This window comes from Bradyrhizobium sp. USDA 4506 (genome assembly GCF_054058795.1).
Window position 1 is genome coordinate 8,709,029 of record NZ_JBSSBM010000002.1, and the last position, 19,377, is coordinate 8,728,405.

The following is a 19,377-nucleotide window of genomic DNA, read 5'->3' on the forward strand; positions in this document are numbered from 1 at the left end:
CCCTCCCGTTCAGCAGTCCTGGGCCGGAATGAACGTGATCCGGCCGGCTTCCCCGCGCTTCCGATGTGGCTTTACCGCTATTTCAACGTCCTGGTCGAACGCCGTCAGCATCCGCAGAAGCTTTTCCACTGAAACCAGCTTGAAATGACCCCGAAACAGCTTGGACAGATCGGGCTGCTTCATGTCGACCAGCTTAGCGGCTTCTGTCTGGGTAATCTCCTGCTCCGCCATCCTGAACAACGAGCGCGGCCTTGAGCTGGTGCTCCTCGGCGTTCGGCAGGCCGAGATGAGCGGAAATGTTGCCGGAGCTCCGGCTATCGGCGGGCAGCTTCTTCTTCGTGCTCATCATAGGTCCCTGTGTTGACTTGTGGATAGCCTCGGTGTCGCGCAGGCGCTGCGGGACCAGGTCAATGTGCCTCCGGCTTGGCAATGCCGCTGGTGGAATTTTTTAAAATGCGTACGGAACGTACGGGGTAGCCTCTAAACGCGTTGTGGAAACGGTGCGGCAGGCATTACCGTCAAAATTGTCACGAATTTCCAAAACACAGCTAAAGCCCTTCAGGTGCTTTGCATTGCGCGGGTGTTCACCGAGCTACGTTTCAAAAAAGGGTCCGGCCGATCTCGCTTCCGACAGCTGCGGGAAAGGCCCGCAGGTCTTTCCCACGAAAGCTGTGGGTTTGACCGCGCGCATGTCAACACCTTCCCACGAAGGTAGCCCAAGGATGTCTTGACCACCGAAACCGCGCATCACTATTGCTGCAATCAATGACTTTGCATTGACCGATCTACAATTGCCTCCGGAGTGATCATGGCGAACGACAGTGATTTGTTTGAATGGTGCGCTGCACGTCCGCGCTGGCAACAGGAAGCCGTACGGCTCCTGATCGCCAAACCAGGCCTGGATACTGAAGAACTCAATCAACTTGAGGAAGCCGTCAAAATAGATGCGGGAATTTCGGTTGGGGAGCCACCCGCCTGGCCTGCGCTTACGAAGACCCATCTGAAGACGGGCAATCGATTTGCGCCGGTAACTGTTCTCGGGGCCATCGGGCCGCTGCGCAATATCGACCGTCTGGCTGCAGAGCAGCCGCCTCTCAGGTTTGCAATTAACGGTGTAACACTCATCTTCGGTCCAAACGGTTCAGGCAAGAGCGGCTATTGCCGTATCGCCAAGAAGATCTGTCATTGCCTGCACGACGTCACCCTGCGGGGCAACGTGTTCGAGCCGGCTTCGTCTGATCCCCGCGAGGTTACCCTGACTTTCCGCGTCGATGGCGAGGAACAGCGCAGGGTCGTCTGGGATGACCGGAGTGCTCCGCCGCCTGAACTGGGCAGAATTTCCGTCTTCGACAGTGATGCGGCTGGCCTGTATGTCGATGCCGAGCGCAACATCGAGTTCCTGCCGTTCGAGCTTGCGCTGCTGACCAATCTCGCTGAGGCTCTGCGCACGCTGGACGGCCGCTTCAGGACTGAAGAAGCACGTTTGAACAAGGCGCACCAGGCGCCACTGCCGCTTGGATACGAGAAGCGCACCAAAGTAGCGGTGATGCTTGCAGATATGAAGGCGGATCAGCATCTCCCTGCCGAGGAGGTGATGCGGGCGCTGGCGGCCTGGACTGAGCAGGACGAGGCCGATTTGCAAGCGCTCACACTCGAGCTGAGCAAGGACCCGGTCCTTCTGACGAAGGTGAAGGAAGCGACCAAATCAGCAATCGAGACGTTGGTTACCGATGCAAACGCGGTCTTCGATGCGATCGGCAATGCCGGCCTCGCGAGACTGAAGGAAGCGCAGCAGAAGGCTGCCGCAACACGCGATGCGGCCAAGGCCGCAGCTTCGGCCCTGGCGGCGGATTCGGCAGTGCCACAGCTTGGCAGCGAGAGCTGGCGGCAGATGCTGATGTATGCGCGCGACTTCGCCGCCGAAGCATACCCGGCCCTTGAACCGCCCCAGTTGGCCACGGCCGATACTTGCGTGCTCTGCCATCAGCCTCTCAATGCGCAGGCGCGCATGCGACTGGCGGCTTTCGATGCGTATGTCGAAGGCCGCGCCAATGCGGACGCCGAGAATGCAAAGAAGCATTTCGCAGAAACCGCGCAAGCGATCCGTGATCTCAAGATCTCCAGCGCTCAGGACATCAAGAACAGGCTCGTCAATTTCGTGGAGGGTTCGCCATCGCGTCAGGCACTGGCAGACCGGATTGAGAAACTTTCCGCTGTCAGCCAGGAGCGTCATGCCCTGGTCCTGACGGCCATCAAGGCTGTCGACTATGCAAGTCTGGACAGCCTCGCGGACCTCGACAGGTCAGTCGTTGACAATCTGTCGGATGAAGTGACCCTGCTTGCGAAGGAGATCGATGACCTGAAACCAACGGCGGACGAGACCGCCAGGCGACTGCGGCGCCAGCAAGAGTTCGATGAACTGGAAGCGCGCAAGAAATTCTCGGCCGACATCGAGATCTTCGTGGCACGGCGGAATTCCCTCGATCTGCTTCTGAAGACGAAGGCGTGCATCACGGCCTGTTCCGTCGCCGGTATCACGTCCTACATCACCCGCCTGAGACGGAAGGTTCTGACGGCCTCCCTGCAGGCCAGCCTTGAAGCCGAAATTGTTGCCCTTGACCTTCAGCACCTGCCGTTGAAGCTTGCCGACCGCGGGGAGGTTGGCAAAAGCAAGGTCCATATCGGACTGGAGGCGCAACAGAAGGTTGGCAAGAACAGTGAGATCCTGAGCGAGGGAGAGAAGCGGGCGTTCGCCCTTGCCGGGTTCCTTGCCGAGTTGAAGGAAGTGGGGGCAAGGCACGGCATCGTGGTCGATGATCCGGTATCATCGCTGGATCATGCCCGGATGGAGGCGGTCGCGAAGCGCCTTGTGAAGGAGGCAGCCGCGGGAAGGCAGGTCATAATCTTCACGCACAACCTGTTCTTTCACTACGCCGTAGTTGAGGCGGCGAAGGACATGAAGGTCCGGGTACGGGAGGAATGGATCGCCAAACACGGTGACGGACGATTCGGCATCATCGACAACAACCAGCAGCCGTGGATTTCCATGGGTGTCACAAAGCGGCTGGCGATAATCGAGGGCCTGCTCCAAAAGAAAAAGGCGACATATTCTGAGACCGATGAGGCCGAGCGCTCGTTTGTGACGGACGTGTACACCAGGATGCGCGAAACGTGGGAGCATGCTGTCGAGGAAATTCTCTTCGCCGGAGTTGTCGGCCGCTTGCGGCCAAATGTTGCAACCTTGAGACTGAGGGCTGCCCATGTCGACAAAGCAGACTATGAAGCGGTGTACGGCGGAATGACGCGATGTTCGAAGTTCTCCGGACATGACCAATCAGCGGGCGTCCCGCCCGATCTTCCAAAGTTTACAGATATCAGGACCGATCTCGACAAGCTAACCGCCTTTGTTACAACTGCAAACGCCCGTCGCAAGGCGCTTGAAAAGGTGGGGCAGCTCTACGAGGAGAGCCCTATGGTGGCCGAGGTGCTCGACTAGTCTCATGATTTCTGGAATGCCATGCGTAACCGCCCGGATGTGCCCGACGGATGTAGTTTCATGGCCAATCGGTCAGTCACAATAGCAATCAATCAGCCGGTGTGCTCCATTTTGTGATGAGGTCGGTTGCTCCGGCAAAAGAGTCAATGGCGCCGGTGTGGCAGCTGGTCGCTGGTTTCGGGGCCGCGGTATCACAAACGGAGCAATGCTCGCGGCCATTTCGTGTACATGTCGACTTGAGAATACTTGATGGGGCAAATCCTTTCTCAAGTGAGAAGTAGAAATCCAATTGGATTTGATGGTGTCATTCCGCCCCGTCCAAAGCACTTCCTGGACGAAGAGCGCGTAACCCCATGACCTGGAGGTCGGCGAGGAAAGGTCGTCAAAATCTTTCTCAAACATCAATGAAGGTCATTGGAGCGTTGATCCCCGGTGGGTGCCTGTTGCAACAGAGCCGCAGGTTCAAGGTCAGCTGGTAGCTTTATCGTACGAAACGCATCAATCTGAGGCCGAGGCGACACAGTCAGGCAAGAAGGGAGGTTGTTTGTTCGTAACGTACGGTGATTGCCGGAGAGAAGGCGCCCCGAATGTGCCATCGCCTCCGTGCGAGGACGACAGTTCTTCGTTCATGACCATTCGATCTGATTGCGCCGCTGCTGGTCCGCACCATGTTCGAACCTTCGCGGGAGCAGTGAGATGAGCTATTTCAACGAGGAAAGCGTGCAGAGGGCTTTGAGAAACAGCGTCGCACAAACAGCGATTTACGGGATAGTTTGGGGATTGTCTGCGGCCGGCTCTCGACCATCCGCTCAGTGCAGGAAGCCCGGCTGTGCCGCGCTCATAAAGGGCGAACCGGAGACAATTGCTCGCCAGGATATTGCGGCTCCTTGTTTTTGAATTGCCATGGCGGTCAAACTGACCCCATAGGGGGGTGAATTGGGCGAAGGGGGAAATCACTTCACGGCTGCGGCATCAGCCGTCGGATATCTTTATCAGGCTCGCCTGGCGCTACTGTTGTGTATTCCTCATTTGAACAGTGGTGCGGAAGTCGAGGTTTCGATCGAGCGTCTTGACGACATTTCGTTCGAGAAGGACGGCACTGCCTTCGAGCTTCTTCAAACCAAGCATCACATTGACCGCGTCGCGAGCCTTGGCAATGCGAGCCCCGATCTCTGGAAAACCCTCCGGATCTGGGCCGAGGCGGCCAAGGACGATCCATCGCTGCCGTCGCGCGCGAAGCTGGTCCTGGTCACCACCGCCGCAGCCCCCGCGGGATCGGCGGCCGCCTTGCTTCGGCCGCCTGTCGCCTGCCCGGTTGGGTTAGAGCGCAATCCGAAATCTGCAAACGAAATCCTGACCCAGATCGCACAGACATCAGCAAACGTGGCCCTGGCGCCAGCGTTCGGAGCTTTCCTCGCGCTGGCTGAGCCGATGCGGTCCGCGCTCCTGAGTGCGGTGGAGGTCCTCGACAATCAGCCTTTGATAGCCGACCTGGATTACAAGCTGGAGCATGCTCTCAGGCTGGTTGCCCCCGCCGGCAAAGCGGCTGCCGCACGTGAAGCACTCGAGGGGTGGTGGTGGCCCAAGGTCTGCGCCGCGCTGATGAAGAGCCCTTCCGAGCCCATTCCGGTTGGCCTCCTGGAAGCGAAGCTCGACGATATACGGGACGCCTTGAAGCGAGATGCCCTGGTCGCGGATTTCGAACATGCCGAGCCTGGTGAGGCGGAGTATGCGGAGTATGAAGGCTTTCGCTTCGTGCATCAGTTGCAGCTCATCGGACTTGGAGGGATCCGTCTGCGCTTTGCGAAGCGCGATTTCTATCGGGCGTTTGCGCAGCGTTCCAAATGGACACGTGAGCATGTCGTGGTCGACGACGAGGTTGGGCGGTTCGAGCAGCGGCTGGTCGAGGAATGGCAACCGCGATTTGAGGCTATGTGCGAGGGACACAATGGTACGCCCCCGGAGGGGCCGGCGCTCAGGCAGGATGGGCAGGCACTCTACCAATGGGTCGAGAATGAAGCCCGGTTTCCGTTCCGCTCCCTGACGGCCCGCTTCCTGAACGTGGGGTCCTACCACATCCTGGCGAATGATCTCCGGGTTGGCTGGCACCGGAACTACGTCTTGCTTTGCGCGGAGAACAAGTGAGATGGCTGGGCTCACGCGCTTCGAACTCGCCTGGCGGGACAGACCGCAAGAGGAAGCGACTCACTTCAATCCGGCATTCTGCGGCGAACTGCTGGTCCGGGCGATCAACGAGTTTCGCAAACAGGCGGGCAGTGCGATGCCACTTGCCTACGCGTTTGTTGTCTTGCCGCTGGTCCTCCATCCCGGAGCCCGAAAGGCACTCCCCGGCAGGGCCAATACCGCATTCGCTTCCTGGGCTGGCGAAAACGCTGCCACGCTCGGCATTCTTCCCGAGCGAACTCTGCGGCTCAGGCCTGTGACGCGGGAGGCACTCCTGTTTCTCGCGCAGCTCGAGGCCATCACGATCAATCCGGATGGCGTGATGGTCGGGAAGCGACCCATCAAGCTGGGTACGAGGCCTTCGGCGACAACGGACGAGGTTGACGCGATGCGGCGAGCCGCCGGCTTGCTGGGACGCTGGCTCGGCAACCAGTCGGAATCCGCCGCTGTCCTGCAAACCCTGGGAGTACGAGTTTGACCGTCCAGATCAGAGGAATCGCGATTTATTCGCACGACGGTGAGCGGCGAGACATCCGCTTCAATCTTGGCGCGCTGAATATCGTCACCGGTGCGTCCAAAACGGGCAAGTCGGCCCTTCTGGACATCGTCGACTATTGCTGGGGCCGTTCAGAGTGCACGATCGCCGAGGGTGAAATCCGGCGGGGCGTGTCCTGGTTTGCAGTGCTCTTCGACCGCGATGGCGAGGGTATCCTGATCGCAAGGCGGAATCCCGGCCCGGCAGGCAGGGCCAGCGACGAAATTTACTTCGAGCGCAATGCCGGCGACTTTCCGGAAACGGCCGCAACGCTTGTGAAAAATTCCACGGCCGACGGGTTGCGGCAAAGGCTTTCGGCTATCCTTGGTGTGGCGGAAAACCTGTACGTGCCCGAGCCTGGCGCGACGCGTCGTCCGCTCGAGGCATCGGCCAGCCAGGCGATCTTCTTCTGCCTTCAAAACCAGGACGAAATCGCCAACCGCCGTCTGCTCTTCCACCGGCAAGGCGACGAGCGGATCCCGCAGGCCATCAAGGACACGCTCCCGTACTTCGTCGGCGCCATGGGCGAAGACCATTACCTGAAGCAAAAACGGTACGAGGACGCTCGCCGCCGACTGAGGAGCATGGAGCGTGACTATGCCGACGCCCGGGTGCTGGCCGACGAAGCATCCGGGACGGCCCGCAACCTCCTTCAGGAGGCCAGGCGCGTCGGGTTGCTACCGCTCGACGTTCCGGCGGACTCCCTCGAAGGGATCCGGAGCCTGCTGGCTCGAGCAGCCGCGCCACGGTCTCTGGAATATGCGAAGACGGACGATCCGGCGGCTGACCTGACTGATCTGGAGGATCGTCGCCGCCGTATTCGCACTGAACTTCAGGAGTTGCGGGACGAGATCAAGGATCTGCAACGACTGACGCGCGAGGCATCGGACTTCGAGGCCGAGGCTCGCGAGCAGCAGGCCCGACTGGCGTCGATCGGCCTGGTTGGAGATGGCGCAGACGGGCATGAGACTTGTCCACTGTGCGACAGCCTGTTGGCGGTGGCCGTGCCTTCGGTGGACGAGATTCGGCGTTCGCTCGGTCGACTAAACCGCCAGCTCAGCACCGTGCGACGGGACAATCCGCGTCTGCAGGGCCAGATCGCAGAGCTCGAAACCAGGCGGACGACTCTGGAAGAAGAGCTGACGGTCATCCAGCGGGACATCACGATGCGGATCGCTGACAACGAGCGGCTTCGCATCGAACAGGACCAGTTCACCGAGCAGGCCCGTGTGTCGGGCCGCATCGGCTACTATCTCGAGAATGCACGCACGCTCTCGGACGAGGAGGGGCTTCGCCTGCAGATCGCCAGGGTGCGAGCCGAAGTGGTCGAGCTGGAAGCGGTCCTGGACCGGGAAGCGATGGAGGAGCGCTTGACGACCGCCCTCGGCCTGGTCGGTCGCGACATCACCGTTTACGCCAGCCAGCTTCAGCTGGAGCATGGTGAGAACAGCCTCCGCCTGGACCGGAAGAACCTCACCGTCGTTGCGGACACCGTGCACGGGCCGCTGTCTCTGCCCCAGATCGGCAGCGGTGAGAACTGGGTCGGTTATCATGTCGCCGCGCACCTGGCTCTGCACAAGCTCTTCCGCACACTTGATCGGCCGGTACCGGCATTCCTGATGCTCGACCAGCCTTCCCAGGCTCACTATCCAAAGGACAAGGACGTCGGTGAGATTTCCGGCGCCGAAGACGAGGATCAGGCGGCGGTTGCCCGCTTGTACAGGCTGCTGTTCGAATATTGTACGACGTTGACCCCAAACATGCAGCTCATCGTGGCTGACCACGTCGATCTTCTCCAGGAGTGGTTCCGCACTTCAACGGTTCAACGTTGGCGCGACGGCATAAAGCTCGTGCCGATGACGTGGCTTCGCTAGTGCCTTGTCTCGAACTCGCGGTCACTCGCCCGCGTGCGGCTATCGGGACACGTCCTTCCCGCAGTCACTTCGAGCTTGTCACTGTCGGCGGCGAACCAACGGTGACGCGCCTGTTCTGCCTTCCGAGCGAGCCAGCTGACCACCACGTCAGCAGTTGAATTGAAATCAGAGCGCGCTGGCTCAAGATCCAGGTTTCCCGAGGTAATCCTGGCAAGATAGCGCAGCATCATGCGCCTTGCGCGTTTGACGCAGGGCAGGTTTAAATTGCTCCTGGAGCAGGCCCGTCCGCATCAACGCCTTGATTGCGACTTCTGCGAACTTGCCCGGATGGAAGGAATATCTGCGATGCGGCCCTTCGGCGATCGTTATCTTGCTCCTTGATTGTCGGGGACCGCGATGTCGCCGCCGGCCGCTGAAGACCGCTTCATCAGATGCCGGATCGAATCTTCCCTGTCAGAATTGGTAGTGTCTCGATCTGCATCACTGCTGTAGCAACTGGAGCCTGGCGTATCGCAACGGGAGAACGTGCAGCAATGATGAGCGTAGTGGACCTGCTGAACGTATCGCGCTTCACCCAGGGCTACGTCGCTGCTGCCGCCCAAAAAGGCATAATGCTTTCGTTGGGAGGCGACTTTCATGAGTATGTCTCGATCACGCGGGCGACTCCCACGAAGGGGCCTACATATCCGAATTTCCGGCCGGACCGGTCGCCAATTGGGCCAGGTGAGGGATTCTGGATGGTCGGCGTCGACAGGAACAACGAAGTTGCGGTCCTGCAGGCTGTTCGGCTTTATGATCTTTCGCGCAGCAACTTTGCAGAGCATCTTGAATCCCTGAAAGCGTTCTACGCCGATCCGGCAAGGCACGCCCATCCTGACGACGCGTGCACCTGCAGGGCGCCGATTGCGAGGAAGATGTCCGGGAAGGTTGCGTATCACGGCGATGGTTGGGTGCGCAGGGACTTCAGGGGGACGGGCATGCCCAGGATCATGGCAGGAATAGCATTTGGCGTGTCCTTTGCCATGTGGGCTCCTGACTTCGTATGTGGACTGGTGGCGCACTGGTTGATCGACAAAGGCGTTGTTTCGCAGTACGGCTATGCTCACCACGAGAGAGCCGGCTCGGTGTTGCGGTTGGTCCAAGAGGACATTGTTGATGATGACTGGCTGATCTGGCTGACTGGCGAAGAGTTGAGGAGCCGTGTTGTTCGTCAGGAGAAAGCCGGGCTGATGTTGGCCTCGTGACGTTCGCCGGCGTATCGGGATGTGTAAAGCCTGGTACGAACTCGGATCCGGCCGATCCCGGCCGGCCGCAAGGGCAGGCTAGTAAGGTGCTGTTCCGGTTGCCGGCCTCACATGCGAGAACTCGCAAGTCCAGTCATCTGAAGTCCTTCTGAACATGGTGAGGGGCGCTCCGCTAGCTGCGTCTGAACTCGTAGATTGTCTCGTTGGCTCTTCCGGCCGGCGACGCAGATCGGGACTTGGCAAATCGGGACTTGGCAAATCGGGACTGAATGGGATGGGTTGGATCGCTGCGAGAACAAAGGATGTCAAAGGCTGAACTCCCGGTGACACGCGAGATGCCGCTCAATCCGGACGAGTCGGCGCTATTGTTCGTTGACGTGCAGAATTTTTGCGTTCGACGTGGTGGCGGCGAATTCAAGGATGTGCCGGGGGCCGAGATTGCCGGCAAGTACGGCTATTATTTTGACCGCTTGAAAAGCGTTGCCATACCCAACATGCAGCGCTTGCAGGCGGCGTTCCGCGTGGCGGGCATAGAAGTACTTTATACGACGATCGAAAGCCTCACAAAGGATGGTCGTGATCGTGGTCTGAATTACAAGATCGTTGGCTTCAACGTCCCGAGAGGTTCATGGGATGGCAAGGTCATTGACGAGATTGCGCCTGGCGATGATGAAATCGTACTGCCGAAATCGTCTTCGAGTGTCTTTGTGTCCACCAATATCGACTACCTGCTGCGCAATCTTGGCGTCAGGCAACTGGTGCTGGCCGGAGTGGTGACCGACGAGTGCGTGGAATCTGCTGTGCGTGACGCTTGTGACCTCGGTTACCTCGTGACGCTGGTGCCGGATGCCTGCGCCACCTACAGCCAGGAGCGCCACGACAGCAGTTTGCGGGTGACCGCGGGGTATTGCCGCCAGGTCTGTACAAATCCGCTGATTGAGGAGATCGCTGCTGCTGCTTGTCTGCCTGCCGCGCCCGGCAAGAGGTGCTCGCGGTGATGAACAAATGCGCCAGCGAGGCTTACGGTTGGTGCGTTCCGTGATGATGATTCCGGGCCGCGCCTGGCCAGGATCGATGCCATCAAGGCGGTATTTTGCCGGTTTGCGTAATCGGGTGCGCATCTACCGCGTTATCACGCGTCGTCGCTTGTTCGCTTGTTCTGTCCAGAATTCGTATTTTTCTGGAGGTCAGCCCGCACGGACAGCATCCCTCGGCATCAGTCCATTCAGCGTAGTCGCCGGTCCGGAGCCGGACAACGGGCATGCGGGAGCGGTGCAGGTTTGAAATAACGAGCTCTGTCGCGCTGTCATCGTCCCTCGGACTGAGCTCGGCGTAGATCAGGCCCTCATGAAGGTGGTATTCGCCAGGCCTGCACGAGGGGCACTGGAAGCCGACCGCGCCGTGATCCGGCGTCTGAAAGACAGAGTGGAAGGATAAATCTTCCCCGAACCGCTGCACGAGTCTCGATCGAAGCTGCCGGGACAGCAGCTCCCGGCCTTGAACAATGTGCGTAATCCCGGGGTAAGTCAGATCGCGAAGTTCCAGGTAAGTCAGGAGCGGAAGGAGAGCGCCCAGAGATCCGAGGATTGCGGTTGCCCGCAGCGCCCGCATGATTTCAGCAATCTCTCCTCCTCTCCTGTAATCCCTGACCGGTATGATCGTGCACGCCGTTCGTGACAAAGCATAGAAACTACAATCATCCACCAGCCAGGTCCCGCTGCCGCCCAGCACGAGCACCCTGTCTCCACTGGTGATGCCCGAAAGGCAGTATGCCTTTCCATCGAAGCATGCGTTGTACAGAATCTCTTCATGCGTTCCGATGAGGATCCTTGTCGTTCTCGCTGTGCCCTCTGCGGAAAGGATAACGTCAGAGCGGGGGCATGATCGGCCGGCCTCCGGGAGAGCAGACGAATTCAGATGCTCGAGGTGATCGTAGACATCCCTCACGCCCACCGTTCCCCAGGCTGACGGGATGTCGGCCAGCGTCGGTTGTGCAGCCCCGGCCGGAAACTGATGCCGCGTGGCAGGATGCCGGACTGCCTTGCGCCACAGACCGAGCAGGGATCGCCGATGATAGTCAGCGCGGCTTTGAGCGGGAATGAAGTCGGCGTCGATCGGGTTGACCTTCAGGTCCATGCGCGTCCTCGTGAGGGGCATTGCTTCATTGTGGTTTTCAGGACGCGCGAGCAGCGGCGATCGCTCTGTATCGACGTGCGGACGGGACGACTTGCGGTGTTCGCCAACGGGCTAAGCCTGGCCGGCCATGACACTGCTCCGCCCTGCTGTTCGAAGGCGCCGGTTCCTGGGGGCAAACTCCTCGCCGGGCTGGCCGGGAATGGACATCTGCCAGCCGCTGCGACGTTATCGCCACCTTGCACACACCTTCCGGCGGGTACCATGCCTTCGAAGGATCACGTGCAGCAGCATTTCCAGGTCAGGTGACATCTCCGCCGCCAGCTTCTCCAGCCTGTATTCCTCTCCGGGCTGTCTCGACGGCAGCATCTCTGTCGGCACTTGCCCATCGTGCCTCCTCTTGCCCCAGGCTGGCTGATCCCGACCTGCAGTGGAACTCTGCTACAGGTCCATCATTGCGGTGCTCCAGGATGAGTACTTCCAGTCAAGTCGTCATCCTCTTGGGCCTTCGAAGAGAGTTCGGTGGCAAAAAGTCCAGCCAAAGCGATTCAATTTGCCGACGTCAGATCAACTCACCGACCAGTTGGCCCTGGACCGACGGCTTGACCGCGCTGCATTGGTGCAGCTTCAATCATTCAGCCGAAGTGCAGCGAAACGGCTTCGCCCGCGCCTCATGCAGTGTGGCGCGCGCGCTCTAGTTTGCCGGGTTTCCCGGCGGAACCGCACCGGCAAAGAAACGTCGGGGATTGTCTTCCAAAATTGCGGTGATGTCGGTTTCGCTCACGCCGCGGGCGCGCAGCATCGGGATAAAGTCGGTGAACATGTAGGTATGCTCTTGCCAAAGCCTTCGCGACTTCTGCTCTTCGATCCTGGCGATCTCCCCGGGAGTCATCCGGCGCGCACTGGGCTTGCCGAGGTGGCCGCAGAGGCGATCCATGCTCATCATGACCTGCGCGCGAAAGCCATCGCGCACGAGCTTCGCCACATTGCTGGCGCGAACATCGTCAGGCTGGAAGTGGTTGGCTCCGATCTGATCGAACCCGATGTAGGAACCGCCATCCACGATCCGCCGATGGTAAAGGTGATCGGCGTTGCCACAGCAATGGCCGATCAGGCATCGATGGGCGGCAACACCGCCGACTGCGAACAGCTGCTGCTGTTCAGGCCCGCCGCAGCCATCTGTCGTGTGGGTAATAATCGGCACTCCCGTCGCTTTCTGTGCAATGCACGCAGCGGCGAGAAATTTCTTTTCCTGACCGGTGATGGCCGGCGCGCTCGTCGAGACCTTGAGAGCGCCCGCCTTCACGCCGCTTTCGCCGATCCCATGGGTAATCTCGCGGATGTAAAGCTCCGCGATCTCGTCTTCGCTACGGGCGCGCCAGTAGAACGGCAGCCCGCGTTCCTCGTAATAGAATCCCGTCGTGCAGATGATCTGCATGCCGGCCTTTTCAGAAACCTCTTTCATCAGGGTGACGTCGCGCCCGAGTTCGATTGGACAGGGGTCGACGAACGTGCGCACCTGATGTTCAGTACGCAGTTGCACCAGTCGCCGGACGGCCTCCGCGATCAATTCCGTGCGGCTGTATCTGGCAAGCGGATCGAACCAGGCGCCCGGGAAAGCAATGAACAGATGCTCATGCATCAGGGTGCGTCCGAGGCTCTCGACCGGGATCGCCCCCGTAACGGTCTCGATCATCATGGCGCCACCTCTCCTTGCGTGCCCTGTCCGGGCGCATATCCGCTCGCCTTCCGGGCGGAGGCATCTGCCCAGGTGCGGCGCAAGGCGCTGCGCGGCTCCGGCTGGCGGATTGAACTGCTTCGTTCCGGTGCACGAGTTGGGCCAGGTATGTCGACAGAGACTGCTGCGGAATTTCGGGGTAATTGTCGCGTTTGCAACACATGGACAGATTCCCGATCGTCAAAGGTCTTCTTCCGGACAAAAAGGACCTGGCGTGCCGCGCGGGCCGACAACTCGATATCAAAAACGTGGTCGGCCGGCCCCGTCATGGCTGCGTCCTGCCAGCCGTTGGCACGAACTGCTTTCTTCAGCTGGGGCAGCGCTACCCGTTCGGGATCATGGCCATGCATGGCCTTATCAGGAAGGCTTTCCGGCCCAGGCCTCTAGATGGCCTGTTCAACCGCAAGGCGCAGGTGAAGGCGTAACAAAGCATCCCGGCATCACCGGAGAGGCGCCCGCATGTCGCAATGGCAAGGGGGTAGACAGGTGTTGCGTGACCCTCAATGACCGTTTGCCGTCACGTCGATCGGGGCGGCGATCCCTGTTCCGGCGGGCAACTTTGACTCGTCGCCAAATATCATGCGCAATTGATGCTAATTTCTCATGTGCAGACCCGGCCGGCATGCAGTCCACGCTTCACGGATGCAGGGTAGGAATAGCAGTTTCCTGAAGCGTCCTCGGCCGTCACGCGCCGTAGAGCTACGGAGCTTTCCGTCCTTCAGTAGACCTGCTCATACAGGCTGCAGATTTCCTGTTGGGTTTTCCCCTCAACGAACGCCATCTCTCCCTTCTTGTGCTTTGCGTATGTCTCGGTGAACCCGGCGGGAAACCAGCCGGTTACCGCGGGATTCGCCAGCAGGCGATCAAGTGCTTCGGGCAGGGATGTTGGCAGGCGAACATATCCACGCGCCGCCAAAGCCGACGGATCAAGAAGCGAGAGGTCCTCGGTGGTTGCGTCCGGTGTCGGCAGTTCTTCTTCAATGCCCTGGACGCCGGCGTGTACGATGGCGGCCAGTTGCAGGTGCGGGCTTGCCGTGGCATCGGCAGCGCGAAATTCGAAATTGAACTGAGCTGCCCTGGAAATATCGCTCAGATCAGAAACGGGACAGATCCGTACGGCGGCCTCGCGGTCGCGGAAGCCGAGGTTATTGAAGGCCGCACTCCAGCGATGTGGTGTAAGCCGCAGGTAGGATATGACGCTCGGCGCCGTGATCGCGACAATCGCGGGAAGATATTTGAGGATGCCGGCAACAAACCGGCCTGCGATCCTGGAAAGCTCATGTTTGCCGTTCGGATCCCACGTTGCGGGCTCCTCGGCATTGAGGAAGCTGAGATGAATGTGGACGCCGTTGCCTACGCCGGCAGGATCCCTGATGGGGGTAAACGTAACGTCCTTCCCGTAAACGTTGGCAACGAGGCGGACGAGCTCGCGCAGGATCGAAGACTGATCTGCTACGGCGATCCCACGCGAGGGTCCCATCGTGACTTCATACTGCCCCGCGCCAAACTCTTTCATGAATGTGTCCGGCTCCAGACCTGCGGCGCGCATGGCTGCAACGAGTGCTTCCGCCAGGCGGCGCTCGATGCGGAAGCCGTGAACGCTGTATGCATCTCCCATTCGGCCCGCTTCGTTGCGGAACTGGAATTCGTGCTCGAAAGCCCCGAGCAGCGTCAGCCCGGTAACCCGATCAAGGCGCTCTAGAGCACTTCTGAGGATCGAACGGGTGCAGAATTCCCAAGGCCGACCGTCAGTGTGGCGGATGTCACCGAGCGCGAAATGCTCCACCGGCAAATCCTCGCTCAATTGTACGCGCACCCTTGCAGCTTCATCGGGAATGAGGACGAGGTCGCCCAGTGAGCCGAACGGGCTTTCGGCAATGGTGTCGAAACACGTGATCTGGGCGTTGGTCGGCGTCCAGCCAATGCCCCGCTTTGCGCGCTTGTCGAACTGCGCAGCGGGAAACGCCTTGCCACGAACCTTGCCGGCGAGATCCGTGCAGCATGCAATCAGCATTTCCTCAGCGATCATCTTTTTCCTCCGAAGGCTGATCCGGTGGCACAAGACGAAGTCTGTCCCAGGCCTCCAGCCGTTTTTTCGTCGTCGACCAGTTCGATTCCGATGCCTTGACGATCAAGGCCTCGACAAGGGTGAGTGCGCAGACGAGAGTGTCCCACGCTGTTTCAATTTCGATTGGCAGGGCAACGACATGGTCGCTGTGACGGGCGATCGGCGACATCCACTTGTCGGTGATCAGCACGATCGACGGCCGGCACTCCCTTGCGACGATATCTGCGAGCGTCTGCAGGTCGGGCTGGTACCGGCGAAAGTCGAACAGGACCACGACATCCTGCTTGCGGATTGCCAGCAGCTGGTCCGGCCAGTGCTCCGGATTGGGCGGAAGATGATATACCTTCGGCCGAATCTGCTTGAGGTGTACCGAGAGAAAACCGGCGATGCTGTCACTGACGCGCCCGCCGAGGACGAACACTGCGCGGGCGGGATCGGCAATGAGCTCAAGGATCCGGTCAAAGAGTTCCTGCGGAACGCTTGCGCTCATCTCCTGTATCCGGTCGGAGGCCCGCCGTGCGTAGTCGGCCAGAAATGCACGACGGCTGCCGGGCTTTTCAGTGGCCTTGAGCTCCAGCGGCGAGCGCCGGCTTTCCCGCAATTCTGCTATCAACTGGCGCTGGAACTCCTGATAGCCGGCAAAGCCGATCTTGGTGACGAAGCGTGTGATCGAGGGCGCACTGACGCCTGTGCGCTCGGCCAGTTCCTGGATGGTCTGGAGGGCGCCGAAGGGATAATCCGCGAGCACTGCATTCGAAATCTTGCGCTCGCTGGCGGTCAGGTTGGCACTTTCACGCCTTATCGTTTCACGTACGGTCATGATGGCTGCGGAAGCTGAAGAACGGGATATCTGTTCCACCCTACCAGCTGTGAAAAAAAATAGTCAAATAAAAAGGTGTGTCATGCTTTGAACGAAAAGTTTTATTCGCTCCTGTGGCGGGCATGGGCAACCATATCCGGTGGGGCGGTGCCGGGCACGCGGCCTTGCGCGACACGCTTCCGGCAGCCCGCTGCCCGAGATTAGAGAAGAAATCTTCCCGGCAGATCCTTAGCGATTTTCAAGGATACTGCGTGATTTCTGTTCCGGCGACTGCCCAGGAACAGCCGGCTACGATCTTTGCGCGCCGACACGGCTGATTTTGTCCAGGTTTAGACAGCGACGACGGACTGTCGGCTTCGAAACAGCCTGGATGCCGGCGTGCATAAAGGCCGGCCGCAAACTTGAGGCTCTGAATGCAGTGGCACGGGCGTTGCTATCGAGAGACCTCGACAGTGAATGAAGGCCAGGTGCATTCCGATGCGCAGCACGAGCGATGCCTCTTACCTCAAACTCGCGGGTATATCCGCCAGCTTCAAACTCGTGAGTGTATTCGCAAGCAAGAAACGAGCGGCGCGGAACTGCGGTGCTCTGCAGAATGGATGAAAGTGAGCAGTCCCGAGGACGCCGCCCGTTGGGTAAGGGAATCATGCGTTTGCGGTCATTGCCCGGAAATCCGGCATGCAGCACCCTTCCTTTGCGGCGCAGACAATAGCAAAAGGAAGCCAGCATGTTTATTCTCGAGTTGCAGACGAGCGATATGCATGCCGCGCTCGGCCGGCTGCTGGACCAGACGCGCGTTGCCGGGATTGGACTTGCTGCGATCAGCGTCCGGGCGCTCGCGGACGAGTTCCGGATTTCGGCTTCCATTGATATCAGCGATCCGCGACAGCGTCGACAGGCTCGCTCGCCGCGTCGGCACCATCGTCTGCGTCGGCACAGTCGATGTGCGAAGCGAATACGAGCTTCCCGTGCCGGGTCCGACGCCGTGAGCCAGGACTTCAAGCGCGAGGCGCGGATATGACCGGCCGCGCACGCAAGGCGAGATGAGTTCTGGCTTGAGATCAAATGATCGGCGCCCTGTCGCGAGATCAGTACGCCTGACGATCGGTGAAGCGGAACGGCAGCATTAATCCTCGGGCGGAGACTCAATTGGAACAGCAAAGCCCGCCTTGACGCGATCCATGATGACCATCGTCTTGAAGCCCTTGATGTCGGGGTTCTCATAGAAGAATCGTCGGGTGAACTGCTCATACTCTTCCATGGTACGGGCGGTAACATACAGCACAAAGTCGGCGTCACCGGTGACGTAGAATCCATTGACGACGTCAACGGACGACTTGATCGCTTTCTTGAACCTGTCGATGATATCCGAACGCTCGCGCTCGAGGTTAACCAGCACGAGCATTTGAATAGGCCTTCCGACCGCCTTCGCAGAAACGATCGAGACATCGGCCTCGATGATGCCTTCTGAACGGAGCCTCTTCAGTCGTCGTTGACATGCGGTCGCTGAAAGGTTCGCCATCTCGCCGATCACCTCGGATGTCAAACGATTGTTCTTTTGCACGATCTCGAGGATTCGGGCGTCTATCCGATCGTACTGCATGGTCGTCTCCAGCCTTGAGGTGAATTTCGTCGCAAAATGCCTGCGCGATGCAGGAAATCATCCGGGCTTCAGAAAATGCGATGCAAATGTCTTGTGCGGCATCAGTATCCTGAATGCACAGGAAATTTCAACAAGATGACCGATTCGGACCTTTGAATGGACTTTGAAACTGTCAGGCACAGAAGCTCTGGTTTGCCAGGTCTTGCTGCCAGCCACCTGCAGAACCTGCGCCGTCGCGATTTTGTGGCGGGAGATGCGCTGATCGACGGACGCTGGGTTGCGAGCGACCACAGAGACGTGGTGGTCGATCCGGCGACCGGGGAAGAGATCGCCGATGTGGCCCGTTGTTCAGCTTTGGATATGGGGCTTGCGATTGCGGCGGCTGATCAATCGTTTGCTGCGTGGCGGGGATCGTTGCCGGCAAGGCGTGGAGCGATCCTCAGGTCCTGGGCGTCACTGATGCTCAAGCATTCCGAAGAACTCGCCGTTCTGGTGACGAGCGAGCAGGGCAAGCCACTCAAGGAGGCGCGCCAGGAGATTGCATATGGTGCCGGATTTCTCGACTGGTTCGCTGCGGAGGGAGAGCGTGCATACGGCGAGACAATCCCGAGCCACAAGCCGGGAAGCCTGCTTCAGGTGCGAATGCAGCCGGTCGGTGTCGCGGCAGCGATTACTCCGTGGAATTTTCCTGTTGCGATGATGACCCGAAAGGCGGGGGCCGCTCTTGCGGCCGGTTGTCCGGTCATTGTGAAGCCCGCACCCGAAACGCCGCTTTCTGCCCTTGCCGTGGCCAGGCTGGCCGAAGAGGCCGGCATTCCCCGTGGTGTATTTCAGGTCGTGACTGGTCGCCCGGTCGAGCTCTCGACGCCGCTGCTACGCGACACAAGGATACGCGCGCTTTCATTCACCGGATCTACCGAGGTCGGTCGTCTGCTGCTTGAGGGTGCTGCCGACACGATCAAGAGGGTCTCTCTTGAGCTGGGAGGACATGCTCCTTTCCTGATCTTTGATGACGTCGATCTTGAGAAGGCAGTCGAGGGGGCGATGTCCGCAAAGTTTGCCACGTCAGGCCAGGACTGTCTGGCCGCCAACCGCATCTATGTCCAGAAAGGCATCTATGCGAACTTCCTCAAGGCGTTCGCCGACGCAATGGCTCACCTGAAAGTCGGCCATGGTCTGGAAGCTGCAACAGACATCGGGCCGATGACCAGATTGTCGGTCGCCGACAAGTGCAGAGCCCAGATCGATGATGCAGTGAAGAAGGGCGCGCGCATTGTTTGTGCTCATCAGGAGGCCGGTGCGGGTCCAAACTTCGTTACGCCGACGCTGCTGGGCGACGTCACTGAAGACATGCTCATTGCGCGTGAGGAAACGTTCGGGCCGGTGGCTGCCGTACTTCCGTTCGGGTCTGAAGACGAGGTTGTCGCCCGGGCCAATGCCAATGAGATGGGGCTGGCCGGGTACGTCTACACGGACGATCTGCGTCGGGCACTTCGTCTTTCCGAACAGATCGAGTGCGGCATGCTCGGTATCAATACGGCCTCGTTCACGGGACCGCCGATTCCATTCGGGGGATGGAAGCAGTCCGGCCTCGGCCGCGAGGGCTCGCGACACGGCCTGGCAGAATACATGGCACTCAAATACGTCTGCTTCGGCGATCTGGCAGCTTAGGAGAAACTGAA

The 19,377-nt window shown here is 59.7% G+C and carries 16 protein-coding genes; 8 read left to right on the forward strand and 8 right to left on the reverse strand.

Going from position 1 to position 19,377, the window contains the following annotated elements:
* Positions 1 to 9 precede the first annotated feature (9 nt).
* Entirely contained in the window at positions 10 to 231 is a 222-nt protein-coding gene (locus ACVIHF_RS43100) for a helix-turn-helix domain-containing protein (protein ID WP_456793987.1), read from the reverse strand.
* The gene (locus ACVIHF_RS43105) at positions 194 to 346 is read right to left on the reverse strand and encodes a hypothetical protein (protein ID WP_456793988.1); all 153 of its coding nucleotides are present in this window, start codon (positions 344 to 346) and stop codon (positions 194 to 196) included. Before ACVIHF_RS43105 ends, ACVIHF_RS43100 begins: the two co-directional genes overlap by 38 nt.
* 462 nt (positions 347 to 808) lie before the next feature.
* Between ACVIHF_RS43105 and ACVIHF_RS43110 the strand changes: the two genes are divergently transcribed.
* The 6 genes from ACVIHF_RS43110 to ACVIHF_RS43135 all read left to right on the forward strand — a co-directional run bounded on the left by ACVIHF_RS43110 (position 809) and on the right by ACVIHF_RS43135 (position 10,331).
* Complete coding sequence (locus tag ACVIHF_RS43110; protein ID WP_456793989.1) at positions 809 to 3,496, forward strand: AAA family ATPase; 2,688 nt, start codon at positions 809 to 811, stop codon at positions 3,494 to 3,496.
* A 936-nt stretch (positions 3,497 to 4,432) separates the two neighbouring features.
* A complete protein-coding gene (locus tag ACVIHF_RS43115) occupies positions 4,433 to 5,641 on the forward strand; it encodes an ABC-three component system protein (RefSeq protein WP_456793990.1) in 1,209 nt (402 codons plus the stop codon).
* Between the two features lies 1 nt (position 5,642).
* A complete protein-coding gene (locus ACVIHF_RS43120) occupies positions 5,643 to 6,158 on the forward strand; it encodes a three component ABC system middle component (protein ID WP_456793991.1) in 516 nt (171 codons plus the stop codon).
* A complete protein-coding gene (locus ACVIHF_RS43125) occupies positions 6,155 to 8,089 on the forward strand; it encodes a DUF3732 domain-containing protein (protein WP_456793992.1) in 1,935 nt (644 codons plus the stop codon). The genes ACVIHF_RS43120 and ACVIHF_RS43125 overlap by 4 nt, the downstream gene beginning before the upstream one ends.
* 533 nt (positions 8,090 to 8,622) lie before the next feature.
* The gene (locus tag ACVIHF_RS43130; protein ID WP_456793993.1) at positions 8,623 to 9,333 is read left to right on the forward strand and encodes a hypothetical protein; all 711 of its coding nucleotides are present in this window, start codon (positions 8,623 to 8,625) and stop codon (positions 9,331 to 9,333) included.
* Positions 9,334 to 9,635: 302 nt separating this feature from the next.
* Positions 9,636 to 10,331 (forward strand): isochorismatase family cysteine hydrolase, encoded by a 696-nt coding sequence (locus tag ACVIHF_RS43135; RefSeq protein ID WP_456793994.1) that lies wholly within the window; start codon positions 9,636 to 9,638, stop codon positions 10,329 to 10,331.
* Positions 10,332 to 10,413: 82 nt separating this feature from the next.
* On the opposite strand, the gene ACVIHF_RS43140 is transcribed toward ACVIHF_RS43135, so the two are convergent.
* Entirely contained in the window at positions 10,414 to 11,469 is a 1,056-nt protein-coding gene (locus ACVIHF_RS43140; RefSeq protein ID WP_456793995.1) for a hypothetical protein, read from the reverse strand.
* A gap of 691 nt (positions 11,470 to 12,160) precedes the next feature.
* Positions 12,161 to 13,165, reverse strand: a complete 1,005-nt coding sequence (locus ACVIHF_RS43145; protein WP_456793996.1) for a phosphotriesterase family protein — start codon at positions 13,163 to 13,165, stop codon at positions 12,161 to 12,163.
* 200 nt (positions 13,166 to 13,365) lie between these two features.
* Between ACVIHF_RS43145 and ACVIHF_RS43150 the strand changes: the two genes are divergently transcribed.
* Positions 13,366 to 13,629, forward strand: coding sequence for a hypothetical protein (locus tag ACVIHF_RS43150; protein WP_456793997.1), 264 nt, complete (start codon positions 13,366 to 13,368; stop codon positions 13,627 to 13,629).
* Positions 13,630 to 13,922: 293 nt separating this feature from the next.
* On the opposite strand, the gene ACVIHF_RS43155 is transcribed toward ACVIHF_RS43150, so the two are convergent.
* The 4 genes from ACVIHF_RS43155 to ACVIHF_RS43170 form a co-directional block, all read right to left on the reverse strand.
* Positions 13,923 to 15,233, reverse strand: coding sequence for a glutamine synthetase (locus ACVIHF_RS43155; RefSeq protein ID WP_456793998.1), 1,311 nt, complete (start codon positions 15,231 to 15,233; stop codon positions 13,923 to 13,925).
* Positions 15,223 to 16,092 (reverse strand): MurR/RpiR family transcriptional regulator, encoded by an 870-nt coding sequence (locus ACVIHF_RS43160; RefSeq protein ID WP_456793999.1) that lies wholly within the window; start codon positions 16,090 to 16,092, stop codon positions 15,223 to 15,225. Before ACVIHF_RS43160 ends, ACVIHF_RS43155 begins: the two co-directional genes overlap by 11 nt.
* A 658-nt stretch (positions 16,093 to 16,750) precedes the next feature.
* On the reverse strand, positions 16,751 to 17,014 hold the full coding sequence (locus ACVIHF_RS43165) for a hypothetical protein (protein WP_456794000.1): 264 nt from the start codon (positions 17,012 to 17,014) through the stop codon (positions 16,751 to 16,753).
* Positions 17,015 to 17,218: 204 nt separating this feature from the next.
* Complete coding sequence (locus tag ACVIHF_RS43170; protein ID WP_438074221.1) at positions 17,219 to 17,695, reverse strand: Lrp/AsnC ligand binding domain-containing protein; 477 nt, start codon at positions 17,693 to 17,695, stop codon at positions 17,219 to 17,221.
* Between the two features lie 192 nt (positions 17,696 to 17,887).
* Here ACVIHF_RS43170 and ACVIHF_RS43175 point away from each other — a divergent pair, with 192 nt between their 5' ends.
* Positions 17,888 to 19,366: an NAD-dependent succinate-semialdehyde dehydrogenase gene (locus ACVIHF_RS43175; protein WP_456794193.1), complete on the forward strand. Its 1,479-nt coding sequence runs from the start codon at positions 17,888 to 17,890 to the stop codon at positions 19,364 to 19,366.
* Positions 19,367 to 19,377 lie beyond the last annotated feature (11 nt).